This is a genomic window from Pedobacter antarcticus (genome assembly GCF_900112985.1).
Classification (GTDB): domain Bacteria; phylum Bacteroidota; class Bacteroidia; order Sphingobacteriales; family Sphingobacteriaceae; genus Pedobacter; species Pedobacter antarcticus.
The window spans coordinates 42,063-67,288 of the sequence record NZ_FONS01000002.1 but is presented as its reverse complement, the minus strand read 5'-3'; the positions used below and the strand labels follow the sequence as shown (position 1 = coordinate 67,288).

Sequence of the window (25,226 nt, the reverse complement as noted above, 5' to 3'; positions counted from 1 at the left end):
AAATATTTATGAACAATTATGCAGGTCTTCCATTAAGTCCCAATCGGTAAAGGAAGACCTGCATAGTCAGAGATACGCATCAAGTCACAAAGATTAAAGCACCCTCAGCAGCAGTCCCTTAAGATATTCGCCCTCGGAGAATGAAATTCTTACCGGGTGGTCCTCAGGCTGATGAAATTGTTTAATGATCTGTACTTCGCGGCCGGCATCAAGGGCTGCCCACGCGATGATTTGTTTGAATGTTTCCAGGTCCACTGCACCTGAGCAGGAGAAGGTAGCCAGTATGCCGCCGCTTTTCAGCAGGGACATTCCCAGTCGGTTCAGATCTTTATACGCCCTGGCTGCACGGTCCAGTGCAGAACGGGATGGCGCATATTTTGGCGGGTCCAGGACCAGTACATCAAACTTTCTGCCTTCATCACGGAATACACGTAATTGTTTATTCACATCTGACTGAATGCTGCTTTGTTTTTCTTTTGCAAATCCATTGAGTTCCAGGTTGTGCGCAAGCGTTTCAATAGCTAATGCAGAGCTATCTACACTGGTCACATGAGTGGCTCCCATCTTTAGGCTATTTAAGGTAAATCCTCCACTGTAACAGAAGCAATCTAATACCTCTTTGTCTTTAGTGTAAGCAGCCAGAATCTCTCTGTTATCCCGCTGATCGCAATAAAACCCGGATTTTTGTCCGTCTGCAATATTGATATGATAGGTTATTCCATTCTCTTTTACTGCAAGGAACTCCGGAGGGTTTTCTCCCCATAAAAGACCTTGCGCCGGTTCGAGACTTTCGTGTGTCCTTGCGCTTGCATCACTTTTATCAAAGATGCCTGCCGGATTTAATTCTTCCCGCAGAATATCGATCAGGTCTGATTTGATATTTTCCATACCGGCGCTGAGAATTTGCAGGGATAAAAAGTTTGCATATTGATCAACGATCAGGCCGGGCAGGTAATCTGCCTCACTGAATATCAGTCGGCATGTATCTGTCTTGCCTGGTTGAAGGACATGAGCCCGGGATGCGATGGCGGCTTTAATTCTTGCCGCATACCAAGATCTATCAATTACTGTATTTTCGTCCCACTCCAGTAAACGTGCCGCTACGCGGGATTGTCCGTTATAATAACCGTAAGCCAGAAACGACTGGTCGGCTGCCAGGACTTTGACTACCTCACCATTTTCGGGTTTGCCTTTTATTTTATCAACTGCGCCTGAAAATATCCATGGGTGTTTTTGCCATGCGGCTTTTTCTTTGCCTTTTTTTAATACCAGCTCGATCATAGTGCAAAGGTAGTAAAAAGCAATACGTCATTAAAGCAGATTTATAAGCAGCTTTTTGTAGTTTAGGACTTTTTAAGTGTCTGTCTGAGGCAGAAGATAAAAGCATATCAATGGAAGAAATTAAGTGGAATGACTTCGAAAAAGTCGAATTACGTGTAGGAACGGTATTAGAAGTAATGGATTTTCCTGAAGCCCGTAATCCTGCGTATAAACTCCGGGTTGATTTTGGACCCTTCGGAATTAAAACAAGCAGCGCGCAGGTTACCAAACATTATACGAAAGAAGAGCTGGTTGGCCAGCAGATAGTTGGGGTTATTAATTTTCCCAAAAAACAGATAGGTAAATTTATGTCCGAATTCCTGGTAACGGGTTTTGCAGATGAACATGGGGACATTGTATTAACCTCATTAAGGGGTAAAGTACCGAACGGAAATAAATTAGTCTGATATGAGTTTTTACGATTTCACCGGAAGCCAGGACCCGCAGCAGGAAGATGAGCATTATATGCGGCTGGCCTTGCAGGAAGCGGAGCAGGCCTATACGCAGGACGAAATACCTATCGGCGCAATAGTAGTGTCCAAAGGACGTATTGTTGGCAGAGGACACAATCTGACGGAACAGCTGAACGATGTGACTGCGCATGCAGAAATGCAGGCGTTCACTGCGGCCGGACAGACAATTGGTGGAAAGTATCTTAAGGATTGTACTTTGTATGTTACGGTTGAGCCTTGTGTAATGTGTGCTGGTGCTGCTTACTGGATGCAGATCGGAGCCATAGTTTATGGTGCATCGGAACCGAAACGTGGTTATAGCAGTCATAACAGTAATTTACTTCATCCTAAAACTGTAATTCGCAAAGGTGTACTCGCCGAGCAATGTGCAGCCCTGATGAAGCGCTTCTTTGCGACAAAAAGGAGTTAGTTTGACAAAAGAATTGAACAAAACATGGACTCGAATGTTATATTTGTCGAAGTAATAAATTTAAAACTTAAATATTAATCATATGGCTTTTGAATTACCTGCGTTACCTTACGCAACTGATGCTCTGGAACCGCATATTGACAAACAAACCATGGAAATTCACCATGACAAACACCACCAGGCTTATGTTACTAATTTGAACAAAGCACTGGAAGGTAAGGCCGAAGCAAGCCAGAGTCTGGATGAAATCATTAAAAATATCTCTAAGTTTCCGGCTGCAGTTAGAAATAATGGTGGTGGTCACTATAATCACTCCCTGTTCTGGGAAGTTTTAGGACACGGAAAAGGCGGAGAGCCAAAAGGTGCTTTAGCAGATGCTATCAATGCAGCTTTCGGATCATTTGCAGACTTCAAAACAAAATTTGCAGAAGCTGGTGCTACTCGTTTTGGTTCGGGCTGGGCTTGGTTAAGCGTTGGTGCAGATGGCAAACTGGTTGTTTCTTCTACGCCAAATCAGGATAATCCTTTGATGGATATTGCTGAAGTAAAAGGTACACCAATTTTAGGTATGGATGTATGGGAACATGCTTATTACCTGAAATATCAAAACAAACGTCCTGATTATATCGCTGCATTCTGGAATGTAGTAAATTGGGATGCTGTTTCAGATCGTTATACCAAAGCAAAAGGATAATTCCTTTTCTTCATAAAGAAAAAGCCACGCAATTGCGTGGCTTTTTTCGTTAGATCAGATTGAGCGTAGAATTTAAATCCCTACAACGTCTTTTTTCTTTTTCTGTTTCATGGCCTTTGGAATGACAGCCAGAATTTCTTCACGGAATGCATTTAGCATTCTTTTCTTAATGAAATTACTATGGGTAACCAGGCTTATTTCTCTAACTGGTTCCGGATCTTTAAAGGCCCTTACTTTACTGAGTTGCTTACTGTTCAGGTCCACTAAAGCCAATTCAGGAAGAAGCGTAGCCCCATTGTTCATATCAACCATGCGGATTAAAGTTTCCACGCTGCCCGTATTGTAGGTTAAGCCTTGTAAACGGCTATCTTTAGTCGAACGGCAGATATTAAGTACCTGCGAGCGCATGCAATGGCCTTCATTAAGCAACCAGATATTTTCTTCTTCCAGGTCGGCGGAGCTAATCGTTTTCTTTTTAAATAGCTTGCTGTTCTTACTGATATAGGTTACAAAGGTTTCATAATACATAGGTACCTCGGCTATGCCTGGTTCGTTCACCGGCGTTGCCATAATCCCACAGTCAAGTACTCCGGTTTTCAGATGATGAATAATATCTTCTGTCGTATATTCCCAGATCAGTAGTTTAAGGTCAGGATATTTTTCCATCATGCTTGCAATTACCTGTGGAAGCAGATACGGAGCGACAGTCGGGATAATACCAACTTTAAGCTCCCCGACAATATCCTGTTGCTGACTGTTAATAATTTCCTTTATTTTCTGACTTTCCTGCAATACTATACGGGCCTGCTGAATAATCTGTGAGCCTATTTCTGTCGGGATCACAGGTTGTTTACTTCTGTCAAATATTTTGACATTAAGCATTTCTTCAAGCTTTTGTACCTGCATGCTCAGTGTAGGTTGTGTAACGAAACATTTTTCGGCAGCACCTACAAAACTGCGGTAAGTATCCACTGCGACAATATATTCCAGTTGTACTAAAGTCATATAGTTATAATTTATGCGATTCGCTTTTATTATTGACCAAAGCTATAATCTTTTATTCAATCTGCTCTTATCCGTTGAATTAATTTTGCTTCTTCAAAAAGTCGCTGTAAGCGAGAGCAATACCTTCCGACAGTTCAATCGTATGTCTCCAGCCCAGCGAATGCAGCTTGCTCACGTCCATGAGTTTTCTTGGTGTGCCGTCTGGTTTGGTGCTGTCAAACTTCAGTTCTCCGGTATATCCCACAATATCGCGGATCAGCAAAGCCAGGTCGCGAATGGAGAGGTCGCTGCCGGTTCCGATATTGATCAGCTCGGGTTCATGATAATTTTCCATCAGGAATAAACACGCTTCAGCCAGGTCATCGGCAAATAAAAATTCTCTTAACGGGCTGCCTGAACCCCAGATAATAACTTCGGGCGCGCCGGAAACCTTTGCTTCATGAAACCTGCGGATCAGTGCAGGCAATACATGAGAGTTTTGAGGATGATAATTGTCATTGTAACCGTACAGGTTGGTTGGCATAACGGAAATGAAATTACAATCGTATTGTGCGCGGTAAGCCTCACATAGTTTGATCCCTGCTATTTTAGCAATCGCATAAGGTTCGTTGGTTGGTTCCAGCAATCCTGTCAATAGATATTCTTCTTTTAGCGGCTGCGGGGCAAGTTTCGGGTAAATACAACTCGAGCCAAGAAACATGAGTTTTTTGACGCCCTGTATATAAGCCTGATGGATCACATTATTCTGAATGGCAAGGTTTTCATATAAAAAATCTGCCCTGTAAGTATTGTTTGCCACAATTCCGCCGACTTTTGCTGCTGCCAAAAAAACGTAATCAGGTTTTTCATGCTCAAAAAATTCAGCCACGGACTGCTGGTCACGTAGATCTAGCTCAGCAGATGTTTTACCCATTAATCCGGTATAGCCTGAGTCTTCCAGTTTTCTCCAAATGGCCGACCCCACCATTCCACGATGTCCGGCGATATATATTTTTGCATTCTTCTCCATGGTGTTGCTTGAGCTTATCTGAATTCTATTAATTTTAATTAATTCAGACCGTAAAAATACAAATTACCAGGCAGGATCTTTTGACGGATTAAATTGTATTTTTGCTAAAAAAATAAAATAGTGGGTAAAGATAAGTTAAGGAAATTTGCTGAAATAGACACCTTCCCGAATGTCTATCAGATGGAAGAGGGAAAAGTACTTCAGGGAAAATGGGGTGAAAATCATTTTAAGAATGATCAGCCGATTGTGCTTGAACTGGCCTGTGGTAAAGGTGAATACTCCGTGAATATGGCTAAATTCTTTCCGGAAAAGAACTTTATAGGGATTGACCTGAAGGGTAACCGCATCTGGAGAGGCGCCAGAACTGGAGTAGATGAACAGATACCAAACCTGGCTTTTCTGAGAATACAGATTGAAGATATTGTTGATTACTTTGGTCAGCATGAAATTGATGAAATCTGGATTACTTTTCCTGATCCGCAACCGCAGGATAGCAGGGAGAAAAAAAGACTTACTTTTCCGGGCTTCCTGAATAAATATAAAAATATCCTTAAACCAGGTGGAAAGATTAACCTGAAAACCGATAACGATGGTTTATATGCCTATACGGTTCAGGTGGTAGAAGAACTGGGATTACCATGTTATAAAAAAACAGACCAGCTGTATACATCGGAACTTTATGATGAAGTTTTGCAGATCAAAACGCATTACGAGCGCATTTACCTGAAACAGGACAAAAACATTAATTATATCCAATTTTCACTGGAATAATGGAACCATCATTCTATGAACAGGTTTATGAAGTGGTCCGGCTTATTCCTCAAGGAAGGGTCACTTCTTACGGAGCAATAGCCAAAGCACTCGGTGCAGGGAGATCGTCCCGTTTGGTAGGTTATGCGATGAATTTGGCTCATGATCTGCAGCCCCCTGTGCCAGCCCATCGGGTGGTTAATCACAAAGGTTTGTTAACGGGAAAATTCCATTTTCGCGGGTCGGACCTGATGCAGGAATTATTGGAACAAGAGGGAATAACGGTTGAAAACGATCAGGTTCAGAATTTTAAAACGGTATTCTGGGATCCTGCAATAGAAATTTAATTAAAGAAAATGGGACAATTAGTAGAAGAATTTAATGACTATCGTTCTAAAATGAACGACCGGATCATGGAGACTGCAAATACCAATATTAAAAGGTTTTTTGCACTGGATACCACTACCTACGCAGAGGGTGCTCTTGACGTGAAAAGTAAAGAAATGATGGGACTGGTGGCTTCGATGGTGCTGCGTTGTGATGACTGTATTAAATATCACTTGGAGAAATGTTTCGATGCGGGTGTAAACGATGCTGAGCTGAATGAAGTATTTATGATTGCCAATCTTGTTGGCGGTTCAATCGTAATTCCGCATTACCGTAGGGCAGTGGAATACTGGGATGAATTAAACACCTGATCAGATGGATAATTTAGTCAGGTGCGGGTGGTGCGGTTCCGATCCCGATTATATCCGATACCATGACCAAGAGTGGGGCAGGCCGGTTTATGATGACCAGAAATTATTTGAATTCCTAATATTGGAAGGTGCCCAGGCTGGTTTAAGCTGGATAACTATCTTGCGTAGAAGAGAAGCCTACCGAGACGCATTTGCGGATTTTGATGTGCAGAAAGTCGCCACGTTTACAGCAGAGGATGAAGAACGGTTAATGCAGAATACAGGGATTATCAGAAACAGGCTAAAAATAAAATCGGCTGCTGTAAATGCGCGTTTATTCATTGCTGTACAGCAGGAATTTGGGTCCTTCTCTAGTTATATCTGGGGATTTATGCCAGATCGGAAACCGCTGATCAATCATTTTAGTAACCTGTCTGAAGTTCCGGCCAGAACTGAGATTTCTGATGCAATTAGCAAGGATATGAAAAAAAGAGGGTTTAAATTCTTTGGTACTACTATTTGTTATGCACATATGCAGGCAATGGGCATGGTCAACGATCACCTGACCAGCTGTCACTGCAGAACAGCAGATGCCTGACCTTTTTAAGGATATTTATACTTATCTCCGATACCCCGTGTTAATGGTGCCGGAAAAGCCGGAGTTTCCTGTCCGCACGATGGCAGGACTCTGGTTAATTACGCTTTCGGCAGCTATTCTGGCAAGCGTGGCAGATTTTACCCTGATCGGACTCGGACTGATTCCTAAGCCCGGACCATCCTTAATAAGCAGTATAGAGTCAAAGTGGATGCTGCTTTTTGGTGCATTACTTTATGGTCCGGTTATGGAAGAACTGGTTTTCCGGATGCAGCTGCGCTATTTTTCTGCGAGTTTGCTTTTCCTGGCCTTTATTTGCGGTGCTTTGCTTACTGCAATTACCGGCACAAAATGGGCATATCTAATCTCTCCTCCGATCTTTGGAGTTTTATATCTGTTATACCGTTTTAACCTGGCCGGAAGCCTGACCCGCAAACATACTTTTAGAAAAAAATACTTTCCTTTTTATTTCCATTTTACAGCTTTAGCCTTTGCTTATTTTCATTTGGGAAATTTCTCGAGTGGTATACAATTGCTGCCTTTTGGATTGCTTTATACCCTTCCACAACTTACCGGAGGGTTGATCTTTGGCTATGTGAGAATGCGTTATGGTTTAATCTACGGAATTATCCTGCACTGCTGTTTTAATCTTGTACCTGCAGTATTGCTTTTCGCCAGATAATTCAGCTACCGTCGATTAGGTTTACTAAAAATCAGGTGTTAACTTTGACAGGATAGATACGTCTGTATTAGCAAACAATATAATAATATGAAAAAACTCTTCCTGCTTGATGGTATGGCACTGATATACCGGGCTCATTTTGCCTTAAGTAAAAATCCCAGGTTTACTTCTACAGGGATTAATACCTCTGCGGTTATGGGTTTTGCCAATACCCTGATGGAAGTGCTGAAAAAAGAACAGCCCAGTCATATTGCCGTGGTGTTCGATACAAATGCACCTACAGAAAGACATACTGATTTTGTCGCTTATAAAGCACACAGGGAAGCGATGCCGGAAGATCTGGCGGCTGCTTTACCTTATATATTCAAATTAATTGAAGGGTTTAATATTCCTGTTATAACCAAAGATGGATTTGAAGCGGATGATATTATCGGTACACTTGCTAAAGCGGGTGAAAAGGCAGGTTTTACAGTATATTGTATGACGCCTGACAAGGATTTTGCGCAACTGGTTTCAGAAAATATCTTTATTTACAAACCGGCCAGAATGGGAAATGACATGGAAATCATGGGTGTTCCTGAAGTCTTGGCCAAATGGGATATTGAGAATGTGGAACAGGTGATTGATATTCTGGGCTTGTGGGGTGATGCAGTGGATAATATTCCCGGCATCCCTGGTATTGGGGAGAAAACGGCGAAGTCGCTGATAAAAACCTATGGCTCTGTAGAAAATATTATAGCACATTCTCATGAGCTGAAAGGCAAGCAGCGTGAAAATGTAGAAAATTTCGCAGACCAGGGAATGATTTCCAAAAAGCTGGCTACGATCATACTGAACGTTCCTGTAGAATTCGATGAAACATCTCTCAAACTGGATGAGCCGAGCCGTGAATTACTGGAGCCGCTATTTGCAGAACTGGAGTTCAGAACATTAGGTAAACGTGTTTTCGGAGAGGGCTTCTCGGTGAGTGATGCAAAAGCAGCGGTCACAGGACAAACTGATCTGTTCGGGCAACCTGCAGCAATGCCGGAAAGACCAAAACCTTTTGAGCAGCTCCCCAATTTATTTGAACAGCCTGCAGCAGGGAAAACTATTGCTGATACCGCACCTGATTACCAACTTGTCGGCTCTCCGGAAAAAAGAGCGGAACTGATTGCTTTATTACTGCAGCAGGAAAGCATATCTTTTGATACAGAAACTACCGGGACAGATGCGAACCTCGCCGAACTGGTAGGCTTATCTTTCAGTATAAAGGCGGGTCAGGGATGGTATATCCCCGTTCCTGCAGACAGGGATGCAGCTTTACAGCTTGCAGCGGAATTTAAACCAGTCCTGGAGAATGCACAGATTCGTAAGATAGGTCAGAATATCAAATATGATATGCTGATCCTGAAATGGTATGATATAGAGGTGAAAGGGCAGTTGTTTGATACGATGCTGGCGCATTACCTGATTGATCCGGATACACGCCATAATATGGATGTACTGGCTGAGAATTACCTGGGATACACACCGATTTCTATTACTACACTAATTGGTCCGAAAGGTAAAAATCAAGGTACTATGCGGGATGTTCCGGTGGAAAAAGTAGTCGATTATGCAGCGGAAGATGCTGATGTGACTTTACAACTGGCCGAAGTTTTTAGCCCGTTACTGAAACAATTGAATGCGGCCGAACTTGCGGAAAAAATTGAAAACCCACTGATCTTCGTATTAGCCGATATGGAAAAGGAAGGTGTCCGTATCGATATGGATACGCTGATTACTTATTCTGCCGAACTGGAAATAGAGATTCGCAAATTTGAGCAACTGGTCTTTGAGAAGGCTGGGGTGGTATTTAATCTCGCTTCACCTAAGCAATTGGGCGAGGTGCTTTTCGACAAGCTCAAGCTCGACCCTAAGGCTAAAAAAACAAAAACAGGACAATATCAGACTGGTGAAGATGTGTTGATGGGACTGGCTTCGAAAAGTGATATTGTAAAAGATATATTAGATTTCAGACAGTTACAGAAACTGAAGTCTACATACGTAGATGCATTACCTTTATTGGTTAATCCAAAAACCGGTCGAGTGCATACCAGCTATAACCAGGCCGTTGCAGCAACAGGACGTTTAAGTTCTAATAACCCGAATTTACAGAACATCCCGATCCGTACCGAAAGGGGTAGAGAGGTGCGTAAAGCATTTATCCCAAGGGACGAGAATCATGTGTTACTGTCTGCAGATTATTCGCAGATCGAACTGCGTATTATTGCTGATATCGCGAAGGAAGAAAATATGCTGGATGCTTTTAAAAATGGGATTGATATCCATACAGCCACTGCCGCGAAAGTGTATGGGTTGAGCATTGAGGAAGTGACGCCAACCCAGCGAAGAAATGCAAAAGCAGTTAATTTCGGCATTATATATGGACAGTCTGCTTTTGGTCTTTCCCAAAACCTGGGCATCCCTAGAAAAGAGGCTGCGGAAATGATAGAGCAATATTTCGCACAGTATCCTGGTATTAAGCGTTATATGAATGACACCATGAATTTTGCCAGAGAGAACGGGTTCGTGGAAACTATGATGGGCAGACGGAGATATCTGAGGGATATAAATTCTGCAAATCAAACAGTAAGGGGATTTGCGGAGCGAAATGCGATTAATGCTCCGATTCAGGGTTCTGCTGCAGATATGATTAAAATTGCAATGATTAATATCCACCAGGATATTAAAGTGCAGAATCTGCAGTCTAAAATGACAATGCAGGTACACGATGAGCTTGTATTCGACGTCCTTAAAACAGAAGTTGAAGCAATGAAATCAATTATCAGCCACAGGATGAAGTCTGCAATCGAAACTACTGTTCCAATTGAAATAGAAATTGGCGAAGGCCGTACCTGGCTGGAGGCGCATTAAAATTTGAGTCAAAATAAAAGCCCCTTCCGGACTTGGAAGGGGCTTTTTCGTATACTTACATGCAGAATACTATAACTCTATTGTTTCACCAATAGCCGGTAACAGTAATGATTTATTCTCTCTGCTGAATTTCGCCTGCGCATCTTCCGTATCTATTTTGATAACCGGGAATGTATTATAATGAACGCCTATAACTTTATCGCAGGCGATATAGCGTGTTGCGATCAGTGCATCGTCAGCATCCATCGTAAAATTACCGCCAATAGGCAGAATTGCATAATCTAGTTTATAAAGATCAGCCAGGATTTTCATATCCAGATTCAGCGAGGTATCACCAGCGTAATAAATAACTTTACCCCCGGTTTCCAATACAAATCCTGCCGGGTTACCACCATAACTGCCATCTGGCATAGAGCTGGAGTGTGTAGCCCAAACCATCCTTAATTTACCGAAATCGAAGTTTGCGGGGCCATAGTTCATCTGATGTATATTTTCAACACCTTGTTTACCGGCCCAGTCAGCAACTTCCGGCATGGCAATGACCAATGCGCCGGTTTGTTTAGCGATGGTTGCCAGGTCTGCAACATGATCGCCATGTCCATGACTGACTAAAATATAATCTGCTTCGATGGTCTTAATGTCAACGGAAGAGGCCAATGGGTTAGGACTGATAAATGGATCGAATAAAAACTTTTTGCCATCTGCCTCCAGCAGGAAGCAGGACTGGCCGTAATAGGTAAATTTCATTTGTTATGTTTTTACAAAAATCAATTTTAATAGTACGCTGATGTGTCTTTAAGCGCCAAACATGCCGCCCAGACCACCCAGCATATCTTTGGTAGCAGACTGCATTTCTGCAGCACTTACATTTTCTGCCTGTTCTAAGACTTTATTGATGGCTGTCTGCAGCAATTCCTGAATTTCCTCCCGGTCTGCCTGAGCATAAAAATCAGGATCAATTGCGATATCCGTAATTGCTTTATTTGCAGTCGCCGTAACTTTAATTGCACCGTTTTCTACTTCAGCAAATACCGAAACAGTGTCCAGGCGTTTTTTAATTTCTTCAGCTTTATGCTGGGCTGCCATTAATTTATCGAACATATCTAAGTTTTTTTAAACAACGAATTTAAGACAAATAGGTTTAACACATTTAAATTTCTTATAGAAAACAGGGCTGGCGTATGTCTGATCGCAAGAAGTAGTTAATGTTTTGCCGGTTTTGCCCGCACATATTGATTTGGCCATGTAATCTTATCTTCTAATTCTGCAGCTGAATGGAGTGCGAAATAAGGCTCTCTTAAGAATTCTCTGGCCATACAAATCAAGTCTGCCTGATCATTTTGCAAAATCTCCTCGGCTTGTGACGCATTATCAATTAATCCTACTGCTGCGGTTAAAATGCCGGTTTCTTTTTTAATCGATTCTGCAAATTCCACCTGATAGCCAGGTTTAAGTGGAATCTGCTGATGAGAGACATTTCCGCCCGATGAGCAATCTATCAGGTCCACGCCATTCTCCTTTAGTAAGCCACTCAACCGGACAGATTCCTCTGGTGACCACCCGCCTGCTGCCCAATCAGTTGCCGAGATTCTTACAAACAGCGCTTTTTCTACTGGCCAGATCTCTCTAGTGTCTGCAATGACTTCCATTAGCAACCTGATTCTGTTTTCAAAGCTGCCACCGTACTCATCTGTTCTTAAATTGGTAAGAGGAGATAGAAACTGATGGAACAGGTAGCCATGCGCAGCATGGATCTCAATAAGCTCATAACCCGCTGTAATGCTTCTTTTTACAGCAGCTTTAAAGTCGTCCCTGAATTTGCTGATCGCTGCCGCGTCCATTGCTACGGGAGCTTTGTCATCTGCATGGTAAGGAATAGCACTGGCTGCTACTGTTTCCCATCCGCCGTCTTCGATCTTAATCTGGCGGCCACCTCTCCAGGGTACGTCGAAACTTGCCTTGCGGCCAGCATGAGCCAACTGGATACCCGCAATGGCATCTTGGTTTTTAATAAATGAGGTAATTCGCTGTAATACAGGAATATGTTCGTCGGACCAGATCCCAAGGTCTCCTGGAGAAATCCGTCCGTCCGGAGAAACCGCTGTTGCTTCTTGTATGATCAGGGCTGCGCCGCCTACCGCCCGGCTTCCCAGGTGTACGAGATGCCAGTCATTGGCAAATCCGTCTTTAGCACTGTACTGGCACATCGGAGAGACAACCAGTCTGTTTTTGAGGTTCAGATCTTTAATCTGTATGGGCGAAAAAAGTAATGACATATACGCTGATTTGATAAGTTCCCTGCCGGATACCGGGTTTGTATCAGGGAGTAACAAAAAAACGGTTACTATGTTAATTTTGTTCTGTTTTAGCTGATATAAAATAATATTTGACAAATAAATGTATCAGCCGGCCTGAAAGACCACGCGATATGCAAACATCACAGCGCAAAGTTTGTTGTGTTTATTTTAGCTGTAATATATGGATCTGCGCTCTAATGAACCTTTCTGGCTGGTCAAAAATGGCCTTCTGCATACTTATCCTTCTTTGAGAACTGACCTGGAATGTGATATTCTGATCATAGGTGGAGGGATTACCGGTGCCCTGATAGCACATGAAATGGTAAAGAAGGGATATAAGACTGTTGTAGTCGATAAAAGAGAGATTGGGTACGGAAGTACTTCTTCTACTACCTCCATGCTTCAGTATGAAATAGATATACCGCTTTATCGTTTGCAGGAAATGATCGGCGTACCGGGTGCCAATAATAGTTATCTCGGTTGCCGGGACGCAATCTACAAACTTCGTGACCTCGCTCAGGAAATTGGCTCCTCCTGTGGTTTTGAGATGAAAAAATCTGTCTACTTTGCGGCACAGAAAAAAGACCTGAAATGGTTGCTTCATGAATTTGAAGTCCGTAAAGCTGCCGGACTGAATGTGAGCTGGCTGGAAAAGGATAATTTAAGGGAATTGTATGGACTGGAAGCGGCGGGTGCAATTTTATCCGGTGATGGTGGAAGTCTGGATGCCTTCTGTATGACGCATGATCTGCTGCATTATAATGTAAAAAGGGGGTTGCGTGTTTTTGACAGGACAGCAGTCAGGAAGGTGACGCGTTTGAAACAGGGTATTATTGCACAGATGGATACAGGGTCTATGATTAGTGCCGGTAAAGTTATTTACTGTACGGGTTATGAGGCCCAGGGCCTGCTGCCGGAAAAGATCGTGAAGCTTAAAAGTACTTATGCGATGGTAAGTGAACGGAATCCGCAACTAAAAAATAGTATTTGCGATACATTATTCTGGAATACGGATTCCCCTTATTTATATCTGCGTACGACTGCAGACGGTAGACTGCTAGTTGGTGGTGAAGATGAAAATTTCAGGAACGCATTACGGCGGGATGCACTTTTAGGCCGGAAAGAGGGGAAGCTCAATAAAACATTGAAGGCATTTCTTCCTGCAATTGATTTTATCACAGATTTCAGCTGGTGTGGTACTTTTGGAGAAACTAAAGACGGACTGCCATATATCGGGGAACACCCAAGATTTCAGGATACTTATTTTGTACTGGGATTTGGTGGAAACGGGATTACTTTTTCTGTATTGGGTATGGAAATTATCTCTGGATTACTGGAGGGAAAACAGAATTTACTTTCGCATGAGTTCCGCTTCGGACGCTAATTGAAAGAAATGAAAAAAAATAACATAAAATTAACCTGTTTTTAGTTGCATTTTTCAAATAAAACATACTTTTGTATCCGTTGAGCAGCAGGCGGATAAGGATAGTTTGAATGTCAAAAAATTAAAACACGTATTGCACAACTCAATATTTATTTAAACCTTTACAAATTAATAATCTAAAGCGGGATTTTATACAGAAAATGACAATGCATACTTCACATAAACTTAGCATCGTAACAGCAAAGAATATTGCTGCGCGAAGTTTGTATATTGAACGTTTGCAGCCTGTCATCTATGTAACAACCAGCCGGCAGAATTATACACCCCGCATGTGAGTATTTCTTTACTCCGTCTTAGAGGATTGCCTCTTAAAAAACAATTAATTTACACACTTATTTTTTCGTTAACCTTTAATGAATATAAACGATTTTGTAGTGCAGGTTGCACTTCCTGAACATCGTGTTTTCGCTGAAGAAATCTGCCTGGAGATGGCCGAATCAGCTAAAGCACGCGGTACAGGTATCGCTAAAAGATCCCCTGATTATGTCGCTGGCAAAATGGCTGAGGGCAAGTCCGTAATAGCCTTTAATAAAGATGGCTCATGGGCTGGATTCTGTTATATTGAGACCTGGAGTCATGGTCAGTTCGTTGCGAACTCCGGCCTGGTTGTGAGTCCAAAATACAGAAAAGTCGGGCTGGCCCATATGATCAAAGAGAAAATCTTTGAACTCTCCCGCCTGAACTATCCTAAAGCTAAGATATTTGGCCTGACCACTGGTCTTGCTGTCATGAAGATCAATTCTGATCTGGGCTATGAACCCGTTACTTATTCGGAACTGACTCAGGATGAGGATTTCTGGAAGGGCTGCCAGAGCTGTGTAAATTTTGAGATCCTGAAAAGTAAGGAGCGCAAAAATTGCATGTGCACGGCTATGCTCTACGATCCTGCCAAGCAAAAACATGATGTCGCCAAGAAATTTGCGGAAGAGCTGCAGCGTAAGCCGAAGCTTTATGAGCGTTTTATGCGCATTAAGCAAAGACTGGTATTACAGCCGAAATCTCAGGATGGCAGTAACGAAAATAAGTCTGTGTCTTTTTTGTCGTCGATTTTTGCAAGATAAGAAGAAGAGCTTTAAGGGATATTTTTAAACGAAGGCTTTAGCTTAAGCGTTTAAAAGAAACAAAGTAGTTTAATAAATAAAAGAACAATGGAGCCTTTCGGGTTTCAGCACCTAATCAAAAAATAAAAGAACGATGAAAAAGAAAGTAGTTTTAGCTTTTAGCGGAGGTTTAGATACGTCATTTTGCTGTATTCATTTAGCGCAGGACAGAGGTTTGGAAGTGCATTCCGTGATTGTAAATACGGGTGGTTTTTCTAACGAAGAATTGCAGGAGATTGAGAAACGGGCATATGCACTTGGCGTGGCTTCTCATGCAGTCGTAGATGAAACTACACATTATTACGAAGGGTGTATCAAATATTTGATTTTCGGTAATGTGCTTAAAAATGCTACTTATCCATTATCTGTAAGTGCTGAACGTGTAAGTCAGGCAACGGCCATCGCCAATTATGTAAAGAAAATTGGCGCTGACTATGTAGCGCATGGCAGTACCGGTGCTGGTAATGATCAGGTAAGATTTGACATGATCTTTAATATTATTATTCCGGGTGTAGAAATTATTACGCCGATCAGGGACTTGAAATTATCCCGTGAAGCTGAAATTGAATATTTACAATCACATGGCGTGGTTTACAGTGCCGAAAAAGCGAGATACTCAATCAATAAAGGTCTTTGGGGTACCTCAGTAGGCGGACAGGAAACGCTGACTTCCCATCAAACACTTCCTGAAGAGGCATGGCCTACCCAGGTTACTGAAACTGAAAGCCGTAAAATTGAACTGACTTTTGAAAAAGGTGAGCTTGTTGGTCTTGATGGTGAAAAATTAGATCCTGTAACTGCTATTCAGCAATTACAAGCTATTGCGCAACCTTACGGTATTGGCCGTGATATTCACGTTGGAGATACGATTATCGGGATTAAAGGGCGTGTAGGTTTTGAAGCTGCCGCACCAATGGTAATTATCAAAGCACACCACACACTGGAAAAACATACATTAACCAAATGGCAGCTGAGCTGGAAGGAGCAATTGTCTTCTTTCTATGGTAACTACCTTCATGAAGGCCAGTTCCATGATCCGATCATGCGTAATATTGAAGCTTTTCTAGCCGATACGCAGAAAATGGTTAGCGGAAAAGTATTTGTTGAATTATTGCCTTATCGTTTCCAGGTAATAGGTATCGAATCTGCACATGATCTGATGAGTAACAAATTCGGCAGCTATGGTGAAATGAATAATGCCTGGAGCGGTGAAGACGTGAAAGGATTCTCTAAAATATTTGGTAACCAGGTAATGATCTGGCATAAAGTGAACGGCAATGAAGATTAAAGCAGGAATTGTAGGAGGAGCAGGTTATACAGGTGGTGAAATGCTGCGTCTGCTCCTGAACCACGATGGCGTGGAAATTGCCTTTGTACATAGTAACAGTAATGCGGGAAATCTCATTTCTGATGTCCATACAGACCTTTTAGGGGATACAGACCTTCGCTTCAGTGCTGAACTATCCGATGCGATTGATGTTTTATTCCTGTGTGTTGGACACGGGGACGCCAAAAAATTCCTGGATGCAAATCCAATTGCTGCAGGAATTAAAATCATTGACCTGAGCCAGGATTTCAGATTACATGCTTCGGCAGGGAATAGCTGGGTATATGGTTTGCCTGAACTAAACAGGGAACGTATTCAGCAAGCTTCTTTTATTGCTAACCCAGGCTGTTTTGCGACCTGCATACAGTTAGCATTATTACCTCTTGCAGCCAGCGGACAGCTAAAAAATGATATCCACATCAACGCGACAACGGGTTCTACGGGTGCTGGACAAAGTCTTTCTGCCACATCACATTTCAGCTGGCGTAATAATAATCTTTCTGTTTATAAAGCATTCGAACATCAGCATCTGAATGAGATCGGTGAGAGTCTGCAACAGCTGGACCCGGCTTTTAAGGCCGCTATGGATTTTATTCCGCAGCGTGGTGACTTCACGAGAGGTATTCTGGCAGCTGTTTATATGGATAGTGATTTGTCCGCCGAAGAAGTGGAAAAACTTTATACCGACTATTATGCGGCGCATCCGTTTACGCATGTAAGTGTAAAAAATATTGACCTGAAACAGGTGGTTAACACCAATAAATGCCTGGTGCACGTGGAAAAACATGGTGACAAGTTATTGATCATCAGTATTATTGATAATCTGTTAAAGGGTGCAAGCGGGCAGGCTGTGCAGAATATGAATCTATTGTTTGGTTTGGAGGAAAAGCAAGGGCTACGGCTTAAAGGCTCTGCTTTTTAAGCATAGCCGCTAATTCTGAGCAATTATCCGATTATTTATTTATTCCGGGCTTTGTCCGGACCAAAACCAAAACAAGATGAACTTATTCGACGTATATCCATTAAATGATATAGAAATTGTTAAAGCCTCAGGCAGTACTGTCTGGGATGAAAAAGGTCAGGAATATCTTGATCTGTATGGCGGACACGCGGTGATCTCTATCGGACACACGCATCCGCATTATGTTAAACGTCTAACCGAGCAGCTGGCTAAGGTTGGGTTTTACAGTAATTCTGTTAAAATTCCGCTGCAGGTTCAGCTCTCCGAAAAATTGGGACAGGTTTCCGGTAAAACGGATTATCAGCTGTTTTTATGTAATTCTGGTGCCGAAGCCAATGAAAATGCTTTAAAGTTAGCATCCTTCTATAACGGCAGAAAAAAGATTGTCGCTTTTAAAGGTGCTTTCCACGGCCGTACATCACTTGCCGTTTCGGCGACTGATAACCCCAAAATAATTGCACCGGTTAATGAGACTACCAATATCGATTTTCTTCCTTTCAATGATGAAGAGGCTCTAAAGGAGTATTTTAACCAAAATGGACAAGATGTTGCTGCTGTAATTATTGAAGGAATCCAGGGTGTTGGTGGTATTCAGGAAGCCAGTAAATCTTTCCTTCAGTTAATTCGCTCACTTTGTGATCAGTATAATGCCGTTTACATTGCAGACAGCGTTCAGTGTGGTTATGGCAGAACGGGCTTGTTCTATTCGCATGATTACGCTGGTGTTCAGGCAGATATTTATACGATGGCCAAAGGGATGGGAAATGGTTTCCCGGTTGCAGGAATTTCTATTGCTCCGAAATTTAAGCCTTGGCACGGTATGCTGGGTACGACATTCGGTGGTAATCATCTGGCTTGTGCTGCAGCACTGTCTGTTCTTGAAATTATGGAGCAGGATAATCTAATGGAGAATGCTGCGGAAATCGGAGAGTATCTGATTCAGGAGCTGCGCAAAATTGAAGGTGTAAAGGAAGTAAGAGGTCGTGGACTGATGATCGGTATCGATCTGCCGGCGGAACTTTCACAGGTTAAAAAGAACCTGCTTTTTCAGCACCATATTTTTACCGGAGAGGCAAAACCTAATGTAATCAGATTATTGCCGGCATTAAACCTGAGCAAAGCACAGGCAGATCAGTTTTTAGACAAATTTAAAATCGCTATAAAAGGATGAACCAATTCACTTCAGTAAATGATGTTAAAGACATCAGCCAGTTAGTAAATGATGCGTTAACCTTAAAACAGAACCCTTATAGTCAGGAACACCTGGGGAAACATAAAACGATAGGCCTGGTTTTTCTGAACCCAAGTCTGCGTACCCGTCTGAGTACGCAGAAAGCGGCCATTAACTTAGGGATGAGTGTGATGGTTATGAATATGGATAAAGAGGGCTGGGCGCTGGAAACAGCAGATGGTGTGGTTATGAATGGCAGTACTGTTGAGCATATCCGCGAAGCGGCGGCTGTGATGGGACAATATTGTGATATCCTGGGCCTGCGTTCTTTTCCTAAACTTCAAGACCGAGACGAGGATTATAACGAAGATTTCTTTAACAAATTTATAAGCTATTGCGGAGTTCCGGTTGTGAGTCTGGAAAGTGCCACGCGGCACCCGCTGCAAAGTCTGGCCGACCTGGTTACTATTCAGGAAACCTGGAAGGGCGAAGGCAGGCCTAAGGTCGTTTTAGCCTGGGCGCCTCATGTGAAAGCGTTGCCGCAAGCAGTTCCGAATTCTTTTTCGGAATGGATGTGCCGGGCTCAGCAGGACGGGCTCGTTGATTTTACAGTTGTACAGCCTGCTGGTTACGAGTTATCGGAAGATTTCACTCCGGGAGCGACAATCAGTCATGATCTGGATGCAGCACTGGAAGGTGCCGATTACATCTATGTAAAGAATTGGTCAAGTTTTGCTGATTACGGTAAAATTCTTCCTTTCCCGGAAGGTTGGATGCTTACCGGTGATAAGCTTAAGGGGACGAACAATGCCAGGGTAATGCACTGTTTACCGGTCCGCAGAGACCTGGAGTTGAGCAGTGAGGTTCTGGATGGTCCGAACAGCCTGGTGATTCAGGAAGCGGGTAACCGTTTATGGGCTGCTCAGGCGGTTTTGAAAGGTCTGCTGGAAAACTTATCTTAGAACGATTCCCAAATAGTTTACAGCTCATGAAACAGTTAACCATTATTAAAATAGGCGGTAATATTATTGATCATTCCGAGAAACTTCATCAGTTCCTGCTGGATTTCCATGCGCTGCCAGGAGACAAGATCCTGGTGCATGGTGGTGGTAAAATTGCTTCTGAACTGGGCAAAAGCCTGGGGATTGAACCTAAAATGGTTGACGGCAGAAGAATAACCGATATTGAAACTTTAAGGGTTGTGACAATGGTCTATGCCGGGCTGATCAATAAAAATATGGTTGCGCAGCTCCAGGCAAAAAGTTGTAATGCAATTGGTCTGAGCGGCGCAGATGGTAATGTGATTTCTGCGGTGAAAAGGCCCGTCTCTACCGTTGATTATGGTTTTGTCGGGGACCTGAACGAGAACTCGGTAAATACTAAAACTTTGCAGAGTTTACTGGAAAGTGGACTGGTTCCTGTTCTTTGTGCTATTACGCATGACGGACAGACACAGCTGCTGAATACAAATGCAGATACAATCGCATCAGCGGTGGCTGTAGCCATGTCAGGTATTTATGATACCAGGCTGGTTTATTGTTTCGAAAAGAAAGGTGTGCTGCGTGATGTAGATGACGATGATTCAGTGGTAAGGCAGATCAGCAGTACTTCTTTTGAAGCTTTAAAGGCTGATGGTGTGGTTTCCGGTGGCATGATTCCTAAATTGTTTAACGCTTTTGAGGCGATCAGGAAGGGAGTCCGCGCCGTTTATATCGGACAGGCAGATGACCTTCCTTTGATTGATACAAATGGTTTCGGTACAGAATTAACAGCATAGCGTCTTATGAAACAGTTTACGGGTAAAATAGCCATACTTGGCAGCGGAAATATAGGTCTGTCACTGGCTAAAGGTCTGGTGAAAGCCGGGTATGCAAAACCGGAACAATTGATCTTAACTAGAAGAAACATTGCAAACCTTGCGGAATTTGCTGCACTGGGTTATGGCGTGGATGCCGATAACGCTGCTGCTGTGGCCGCTTCGGATATTGTGGTACTGGCGGTACTTCCCCAGCAATTGAATCAATTAATGGAACAGATTAAACCGGCTACTGTTCCTGCAAAGCAGGTCTTTATCTCGGTGGCATCGGGAGTGAGCTGTGCAGATATCCGTTCTAAATCTTATCCGGAACTGGAAGTGATCCGGGCAATGCCCAACACGGCTATTGCAATTGGTCAGTCTATGACTTGTGTGGCTACAGATAATGCTGCAGCAGAACATGTGGAGGAGGTTTGCCGGATGTTCGAAACGGTTGGTGCTGTTGTTAAAATTAATGAAGACCTGATGACTGCTGCTACAGCATTATGTGCCTGTGGTACCGCCTTCTTTCTTAGAGCTATCCGAGCGGCTTCGCAGGGTGGTGTAGAAATAGGTTTTCATGCTGACGAAGCCCTGAAAATGGCCGTGCAAACTGCAAAGGGTGCTGCAGATTTATTATTGCAGATGAAATCACATCCGGAGCAGGAAATTGATAAAGTTACTTCGCCTAAAGGGTGTACCATCGCGGGTTTAAACGAGATGGAACATAATGGATTTAGTTCCTCCCTGATCAAAGGCATCAAGCTTTCGGCTTTAAAAGCCGGGGCATTATATACCAAAGAATAATGACAATAGAAAAACTGCAAGAGGATAGTTTAGCCTTGCTGACAAAATTAATCAGCATTCCTTCCTTCAGTAAAGAAGAAGACCAGACAGCGGAAGTGATCGCACAGTTCCTTCAGGAGCGCGGGGTGCCCGTTCATCGTAAACTGAACAATGTCTGGGCCTATAATAAATTTTATGATCCGGCTAAGCCAACGGTCCTTTTAAATTCCCACCACGATACTGTTAAACCTAACTCCGGCTATACCAGGGATCCATATGCCCCGGATCTGGAAGATGGTAAATTGTACGGTCTGGGTAGTAATGACGCTGGCGGATGTCTGGTTTCACTGATAGCTACTTTCTTATATTTTTACGAGCAGGACGGTTTGAGTTATAACCTCTGCCTCGCTGCAACTTCAGAAGAAGAGATTTCGGGTAACAATGGTCTGGAATGTGTAATTCCTGATCTTGGCCCACTAGAGTTTGGCATAGTCGGTGAGCCAACCCAAATGAACCTTGCCATTGCCGAGAGGGGTTTACTGGTACTTGACTGTACTGTTACAGGCAAGGCCGGGCACGCAGCCAGAGAGGAAGGTGATAACGCGATTTATAAAGCTTTAAAAGCTATTGACTGGTTCAGGCATTACCGTTTTTCAAAGGTGTCAGAGGTATTCGGACCTTTGAAAATGTCAGTTACGATCATTAATGCGGGTTCTCAGCATAATGTAGTTCCTGCAACTTGCACATTCACTGTGGATGTCCGGGTAACGGATGCTTATACGAACGAAGAAGTCCTGAAGATAATCAGAACTAATGTGGATTGTGAAGTCACACCGCGTTCTATCCGACTAAAACCTTCGTCTATAGATAAAGGACATCCTTTTGTTGTATCTGGTATTGCGCTAGGACGGACTACTTATGGTTCCCCTACAACTTCTGATCAGGCTCTATTGAGCATCCCTTCAGTGAAAATAGGTCCTGGTGATTCGGCACGGTCACATATGGCCGACGAATATGTATACAGTGCAGAAGTCGAGGAAGGAATTTCCCTTTATATCGCGCTGCTGAAGCCTGTTATCGGGGGTAAATAGCCTTTAACCGCCGGATTATTTTTTCCGGACCTTATTATTAATCGCATCGGGACATTTATTGTATTTTTGCCCGTTCAAAACCGCGCCCGGGCGCATATTAAATTAAAGTATGAAAATCTGGCAAAAGAATATTGAAGTAAATAAAGACATTGAGAGTTTCACGGTGGGTAAAGACCGTGAACTGGATTTGGAAATGGCAGCTTTTGATGTTCTGGGCTCCCTTGCCCACGTACAGATGCTGGAAAGTATCGGTTTGCTGACAGCGGATGAACTGGTTCTGATACAAAAGGAACTGAAAAACATTTATGCGGAGATTGAGGCCGGAGATTTCCGTATTGAGGATACAGTGGAAGATGTACATTCCCAGGTGGAATGGATGCTCACTCAGCGTATCGGTGAAGCTGGTAAAAAAATTCATAGCGGCCGTTCCCGTAATGATCAGGTTCTGGTTGATCTTAAATTATTTTTCAGAGACAGAATTGAGACTACTGTACACAATACGGCTGTACTTTTTCAGCAGCTGATCGCTTTAAGCAATACGCATAAAGATAAATTACTACCAGGGTATACGCATCTGCAGATTGCAATGCCATCTTCTTTCGGCCTTTGGTTTGGCGCTTATGCAGAGAGTCTTGTGGACGATATGGAGGTGATGCTGGCTGCCTGGAAGATCTGCAATAAGAATCCTTTGGGTTCTGCTGCTGGATATGGGTCGTCTTTTCCTTTAAACAGAACGTTGACGACTGAATTGCTGGGTTTCGAGAATCTGAACTACAATGTGGTATATGCACAGATGGGCAGAGGGAAAACAGAGCGAATACTGGCTCAGGCAATGTCTTCGGTAGCAGCAAGTCTGGCTAAAATGGCTATGGATGTTTGTTTATTCATTAACCAGAATTTTGGTTTTATCCGCTTTCCGGATGAACTAACCACCGGCTCAAGCATTATGCCGCACAAAAAGAATCCCGATGTTTTTGAACTGATCCGTTCACGTTGTAATAAAATTCAGGCTCTTCCAAACGAAATTGCCATGATGACGACTAATCTGCCTTCTGGTTATCACCGGGATCTGCAGTTATTGAAGGAGAATTTGTTTCCTGCAATGGTTTCATTGAACGAATGTCTGGAAATGACTACCTACATGCTGCAACATATTGAACTCAAAGGTGATATTCTGAAAGACCCGAAATATGCTTATCTGTTTAGTGTGGAGGTCGTGAATGAACTTGCTTTAAGTGGTGTTCCTTTCCGTGAAGCTTATAAGATTGTTGGTGAGTCTATTGAAAACGGCACTTTTAAGCCCTCTGAAGAGGTTAATCATACCCACGAAGGCAGTATCGGAAACCTTTGTAATGATGCCATTGAAAAAATGATGGAGCAGATACTGGATCAGTTTAATTTTGAAAAAACAAGGTCAGCAATTCAGAAATTGCTTGCCTAACGCTAACCATTAATTATAAATAATATGAACGTATCAGTATTAGCCAACTCATTAATTGGCTCTGAGATTATTAAAATTGGCAACGAAGTCAATGATATGAAAAGCAAGGGTACTGATATTGCCAATCTGACGATTGGTGACTTCGACCCTTCTATTTTTCCAATACCGGAAGCATTGAAGGATGCTATTATTGAAGCTTATAACCAGCATCAGACGAATTATCCGCCTGCAGATGGTATTCTTGCTTTGCGTGAGACTATTGTTGAGTTATTGAAAGACAGATATAATCTTGATTTTAAATCAAACGAAATCCTGGTTTCTGGCGGTTCCCGTCCTTTGATCTATGCGACTTACCTTGCCCTGGTTGATCCGGGAGATAAAGTGATTTATCCTGCTCCTTCCTGGAATAATAACCATTACTGTCACTTATCTTCGGCGGAAGGTATCGCTGTGGAAACCACAGAAGAAACGAATTTCATGCCTACTGCTGCGGTATTAAAACCACATTTGAAAGATGCAACTTTATTGGCACTCTGCTCACCGCTGAACCCGACGGGTACGATGTTCACTAAAGATCAGCTCGAAGAGATTTGTGATATTGTTATTGAAGAGAACAAATCAAGATCGGCAGGTGAAAAGCCATTATATGTGATGTATGACCAGATCTATTCTCTGCTAACCTTTGATAAGGAACATATTAATCCGGTTAGTCTGCGTCCTGAAATGAGGGATTATACAATTTATATTGATGGTACCTCTAAGTGTCTGGCAGCAACGGGTGTACGTGTCGGCTGGGGATTTGGTCCTGCTGCGGTAATCGCGAAGATGAAAGCATTTCTTACGCATATAGGTGCCTGGGCGCCGAAAGCTGAACAGGTGGCGGTTGCCAAATACTTTAGTGATAAAGCGCAGGTAGATACTTTCCTTGCTGCATTTAAATCGCAGATCCGTTTAAGTCTTGATACAATATATGATGGTTTTCAGGAAATGAAGGCCGAAGGTTTTGCGGTAGATGCTATTGTTCCTATGGGTGCGATCTACCTGACGCTTAAGATTGATTATATTGGAAAAACTACACCTTCGGGTCAGGTGCTTAAAGATAGTGCCGATGTAAACTTCTATCTGATCAAGGAAGCTCAGGCTGCTTTGGTTCCGTTCTCTGCTTTTGGTACAGATGAAACAAAATCATGGTTCCGTGCTTCAGTAGGTGGCTGCTCTTTGAAAGGTATCCAGGAAATGATCCCAAGAATTAAAAAAGCGCTGGCTCAATTGAGTTAGTTCATGCTTCCTGTTCGGCAGGA

26 protein-coding genes are annotated in these 25,226 nt (G+C 42.8%); 20 read left to right on the top strand and 6 right to left on the bottom strand.

Going from position 1 to position 25,226, the window contains the following annotated elements:
• Positions 1 to 93: 93 nt before the first annotated feature.
• Complete coding sequence (locus BM192_RS05315; RefSeq protein WP_074590807.1) at positions 94 to 1,281, bottom strand: class I SAM-dependent rRNA methyltransferase; 1,188 nt, start codon at positions 1,279 to 1,281, stop codon at positions 94 to 96.
• A 110-nt stretch (positions 1,282 to 1,391) separates the two neighbouring features.
• Between BM192_RS05315 and BM192_RS05310 the strand changes: the two genes are divergently transcribed.
• The 3 genes from BM192_RS05310 to BM192_RS05300 all read left to right on the top strand — a co-directional run bounded on the left by BM192_RS05310 (position 1,392) and on the right by BM192_RS05300 (position 2,896).
• Positions 1,392 to 1,727, top strand: a complete 336-nt coding sequence (locus tag BM192_RS05310; RefSeq protein WP_037441307.1) for a tRNA-binding protein — start codon at positions 1,392 to 1,394, stop codon at positions 1,725 to 1,727.
• 1 nt (position 1,728) lies between these two features.
• Positions 1,729 to 2,202 (top strand): nucleoside deaminase, encoded by a 474-nt coding sequence (locus BM192_RS05305; protein ID WP_051759913.1) that lies wholly within the window; start codon positions 1,729 to 1,731, stop codon positions 2,200 to 2,202.
• Between the two features lie 82 nt (positions 2,203 to 2,284).
• Positions 2,285 to 2,896, top strand: a complete 612-nt coding sequence (locus BM192_RS05300) for a superoxide dismutase (protein ID WP_037441309.1) — start codon at positions 2,285 to 2,287, stop codon at positions 2,894 to 2,896.
• Between the two features lie 72 nt (positions 2,897 to 2,968).
• Here BM192_RS05300 and BM192_RS05295 read toward each other — a convergent pair whose 3' ends face one another.
• Positions 2,969 to 3,901, bottom strand: coding sequence for a hydrogen peroxide-inducible genes activator (locus BM192_RS05295; RefSeq protein ID WP_037441311.1), 933 nt, complete (start codon positions 3,899 to 3,901; stop codon positions 2,969 to 2,971).
• Positions 3,902 to 3,980: 79 nt separating this feature from the next.
• Complete coding sequence (gene fcl / locus BM192_RS05290; RefSeq protein ID WP_037441314.1) at positions 3,981 to 4,910, bottom strand: GDP-L-fucose synthase; 930 nt, start codon at positions 4,908 to 4,910, stop codon at positions 3,981 to 3,983.
• Positions 4,911 to 5,030: 120 nt separating this feature from the next.
• On the opposite strand from fcl, the gene trmB reads away from it, so the two are divergent.
• The 6 genes from trmB (at position 5,031) to polA (ending at position 10,512) form a co-directional block, all read left to right on the top strand.
• Entirely contained in the window at positions 5,031 to 5,681 is a 651-nt protein-coding gene (gene trmB, locus BM192_RS05285) for a tRNA (guanosine(46)-N7)-methyltransferase TrmB (protein WP_037441316.1), read from the top strand.
• A complete protein-coding gene (locus BM192_RS05280) occupies positions 5,681 to 6,007 on the top strand; it encodes an MGMT family protein (RefSeq protein WP_037441319.1) in 327 nt (108 codons plus the stop codon). Before trmB ends, BM192_RS05280 begins: the two co-directional genes overlap by 1 nt.
• 9 nt (positions 6,008 to 6,016) lie before the next feature.
• The gene (locus BM192_RS05275) at positions 6,017 to 6,358 is read left to right on the top strand and encodes a carboxymuconolactone decarboxylase family protein (RefSeq protein ID WP_037441320.1); all 342 of its coding nucleotides are present in this window, start codon (positions 6,017 to 6,019) and stop codon (positions 6,356 to 6,358) included.
• Positions 6,359 to 6,362: 4 nt separating this feature from the next.
• The gene (locus BM192_RS05270) at positions 6,363 to 6,935 is read left to right on the top strand and encodes a DNA-3-methyladenine glycosylase I (RefSeq protein ID WP_037441322.1); all 573 of its coding nucleotides are present in this window, start codon (positions 6,363 to 6,365) and stop codon (positions 6,933 to 6,935) included.
• 43 nt (positions 6,936 to 6,978) lie between these two features.
• Entirely contained in the window at positions 6,979 to 7,614 is a 636-nt protein-coding gene (locus BM192_RS05265; protein WP_051759915.1) for a CPBP family glutamic-type intramembrane protease, read from the top strand.
• An 87-nt stretch (positions 7,615 to 7,701) separates the two neighbouring features.
• Positions 7,702 to 10,512 (top strand): DNA polymerase I, encoded by a 2,811-nt coding sequence (gene polA, locus BM192_RS05260; protein ID WP_037441324.1) that lies wholly within the window; start codon positions 7,702 to 7,704, stop codon positions 10,510 to 10,512.
• A 69-nt stretch (positions 10,513 to 10,581) separates the two neighbouring features.
• Here polA and BM192_RS05255 read toward each other — a convergent pair whose 3' ends face one another.
• From BM192_RS05255 to BM192_RS05245, 3 genes are all read right to left on the bottom strand, one after another.
• Positions 10,582 to 11,259 (bottom strand): metal-dependent hydrolase, encoded by a 678-nt coding sequence (locus BM192_RS05255; protein WP_074963913.1) that lies wholly within the window; start codon positions 11,257 to 11,259, stop codon positions 10,582 to 10,584.
• 48 nt (positions 11,260 to 11,307) lie between these two features.
• Positions 11,308 to 11,613, bottom strand: coding sequence for a YbaB/EbfC family nucleoid-associated protein (locus tag BM192_RS05250; protein ID WP_037441326.1), 306 nt, complete (start codon positions 11,611 to 11,613; stop codon positions 11,308 to 11,310).
• Between the two features lie 101 nt (positions 11,614 to 11,714).
• Positions 11,715 to 12,788 (bottom strand): NADH:flavin oxidoreductase/NADH oxidase, encoded by a 1,074-nt coding sequence (locus tag BM192_RS05245; protein ID WP_037441415.1) that lies wholly within the window; start codon positions 12,786 to 12,788, stop codon positions 11,715 to 11,717.
• 202 nt (positions 12,789 to 12,990) lie between these two features.
• On the opposite strand from BM192_RS05245, the gene BM192_RS05240 reads away from it, so the two are divergent.
• The 11 genes from BM192_RS05240 (at position 12,991) to BM192_RS05190 (ending at position 25,203) form a co-directional block, all read left to right on the top strand.
• The gene (locus tag BM192_RS05240; RefSeq protein ID WP_037441329.1) at positions 12,991 to 14,193 is read left to right on the top strand and encodes an NAD(P)/FAD-dependent oxidoreductase; all 1,203 of its coding nucleotides are present in this window, start codon (positions 12,991 to 12,993) and stop codon (positions 14,191 to 14,193) included.
• 413 nt (positions 14,194 to 14,606) lie between these two features.
• Positions 14,607 to 15,314 (top strand): N-acetyltransferase, encoded by a 708-nt coding sequence (locus BM192_RS05235; protein WP_037441331.1) that lies wholly within the window; start codon positions 14,607 to 14,609, stop codon positions 15,312 to 15,314.
• A 133-nt stretch (positions 15,315 to 15,447) separates the two neighbouring features.
• Positions 15,448 to 16,641 (top strand): argininosuccinate synthase, encoded by a 1,194-nt coding sequence (argG, locus tag BM192_RS05230; RefSeq protein WP_037441334.1) that lies wholly within the window; start codon positions 15,448 to 15,450, stop codon positions 16,639 to 16,641.
• Positions 16,631 to 17,602, top strand: a complete 972-nt coding sequence (gene argC, locus BM192_RS05225) for an N-acetyl-gamma-glutamyl-phosphate reductase (RefSeq protein WP_037441337.1) — start codon at positions 16,631 to 16,633, stop codon at positions 17,600 to 17,602. The genes argG and argC overlap by 11 nt, the downstream gene beginning before the upstream one ends.
• A 76-nt stretch (positions 17,603 to 17,678) precedes the next feature.
• Complete coding sequence (locus tag BM192_RS05220) at positions 17,679 to 18,812, top strand: aspartate aminotransferase family protein (protein ID WP_037441339.1); 1,134 nt, start codon at positions 17,679 to 17,681, stop codon at positions 18,810 to 18,812.
• The gene (locus BM192_RS05215) at positions 18,809 to 19,774 is read left to right on the top strand and encodes a Rossmann-fold NAD(P)-binding domain-containing protein (RefSeq protein WP_037441342.1); all 966 of its coding nucleotides are present in this window, start codon (positions 18,809 to 18,811) and stop codon (positions 19,772 to 19,774) included. Before BM192_RS05220 ends, BM192_RS05215 begins: the two co-directional genes overlap by 4 nt.
• A gap of 26 nt (positions 19,775 to 19,800) precedes the next feature.
• Positions 19,801 to 20,589 (top strand): acetylglutamate kinase, encoded by a 789-nt coding sequence (argB, locus tag BM192_RS05210; RefSeq protein ID WP_037441345.1) that lies wholly within the window; start codon positions 19,801 to 19,803, stop codon positions 20,587 to 20,589.
• Between the two features lie 6 nt (positions 20,590 to 20,595).
• Positions 20,596 to 21,414 carry a pyrroline-5-carboxylate reductase gene (proC, locus tag BM192_RS05205; RefSeq protein WP_037441346.1) on the top strand — a complete coding sequence of 273 codons (819 nt, stop codon included), beginning with the start codon at positions 20,596 to 20,598 and terminating at the stop codon, positions 21,412 to 21,414.
• On the top strand, positions 21,414 to 22,484 hold the full coding sequence (locus BM192_RS05200) for a M20 family metallo-hydrolase (protein WP_037441348.1): 1,071 nt from the start codon (positions 21,414 to 21,416) through the stop codon (positions 22,482 to 22,484). Before proC ends, BM192_RS05200 begins: the two co-directional genes overlap by 1 nt.
• Before the next feature lie 109 nt (positions 22,485 to 22,593).
• Positions 22,594 to 23,925 (top strand): argininosuccinate lyase, encoded by a 1,332-nt coding sequence (gene argH, locus BM192_RS05195; protein ID WP_037441350.1) that lies wholly within the window; start codon positions 22,594 to 22,596, stop codon positions 23,923 to 23,925.
• 24 nt (positions 23,926 to 23,949) lie between these two features.
• Positions 23,950 to 25,203: a pyridoxal phosphate-dependent aminotransferase gene (locus BM192_RS05190; protein ID WP_037441352.1), complete on the top strand. Its 1,254-nt coding sequence runs from the start codon at positions 23,950 to 23,952 to the stop codon at positions 25,201 to 25,203.
• Positions 25,204 to 25,226: the final 23 nt, after the last annotated feature.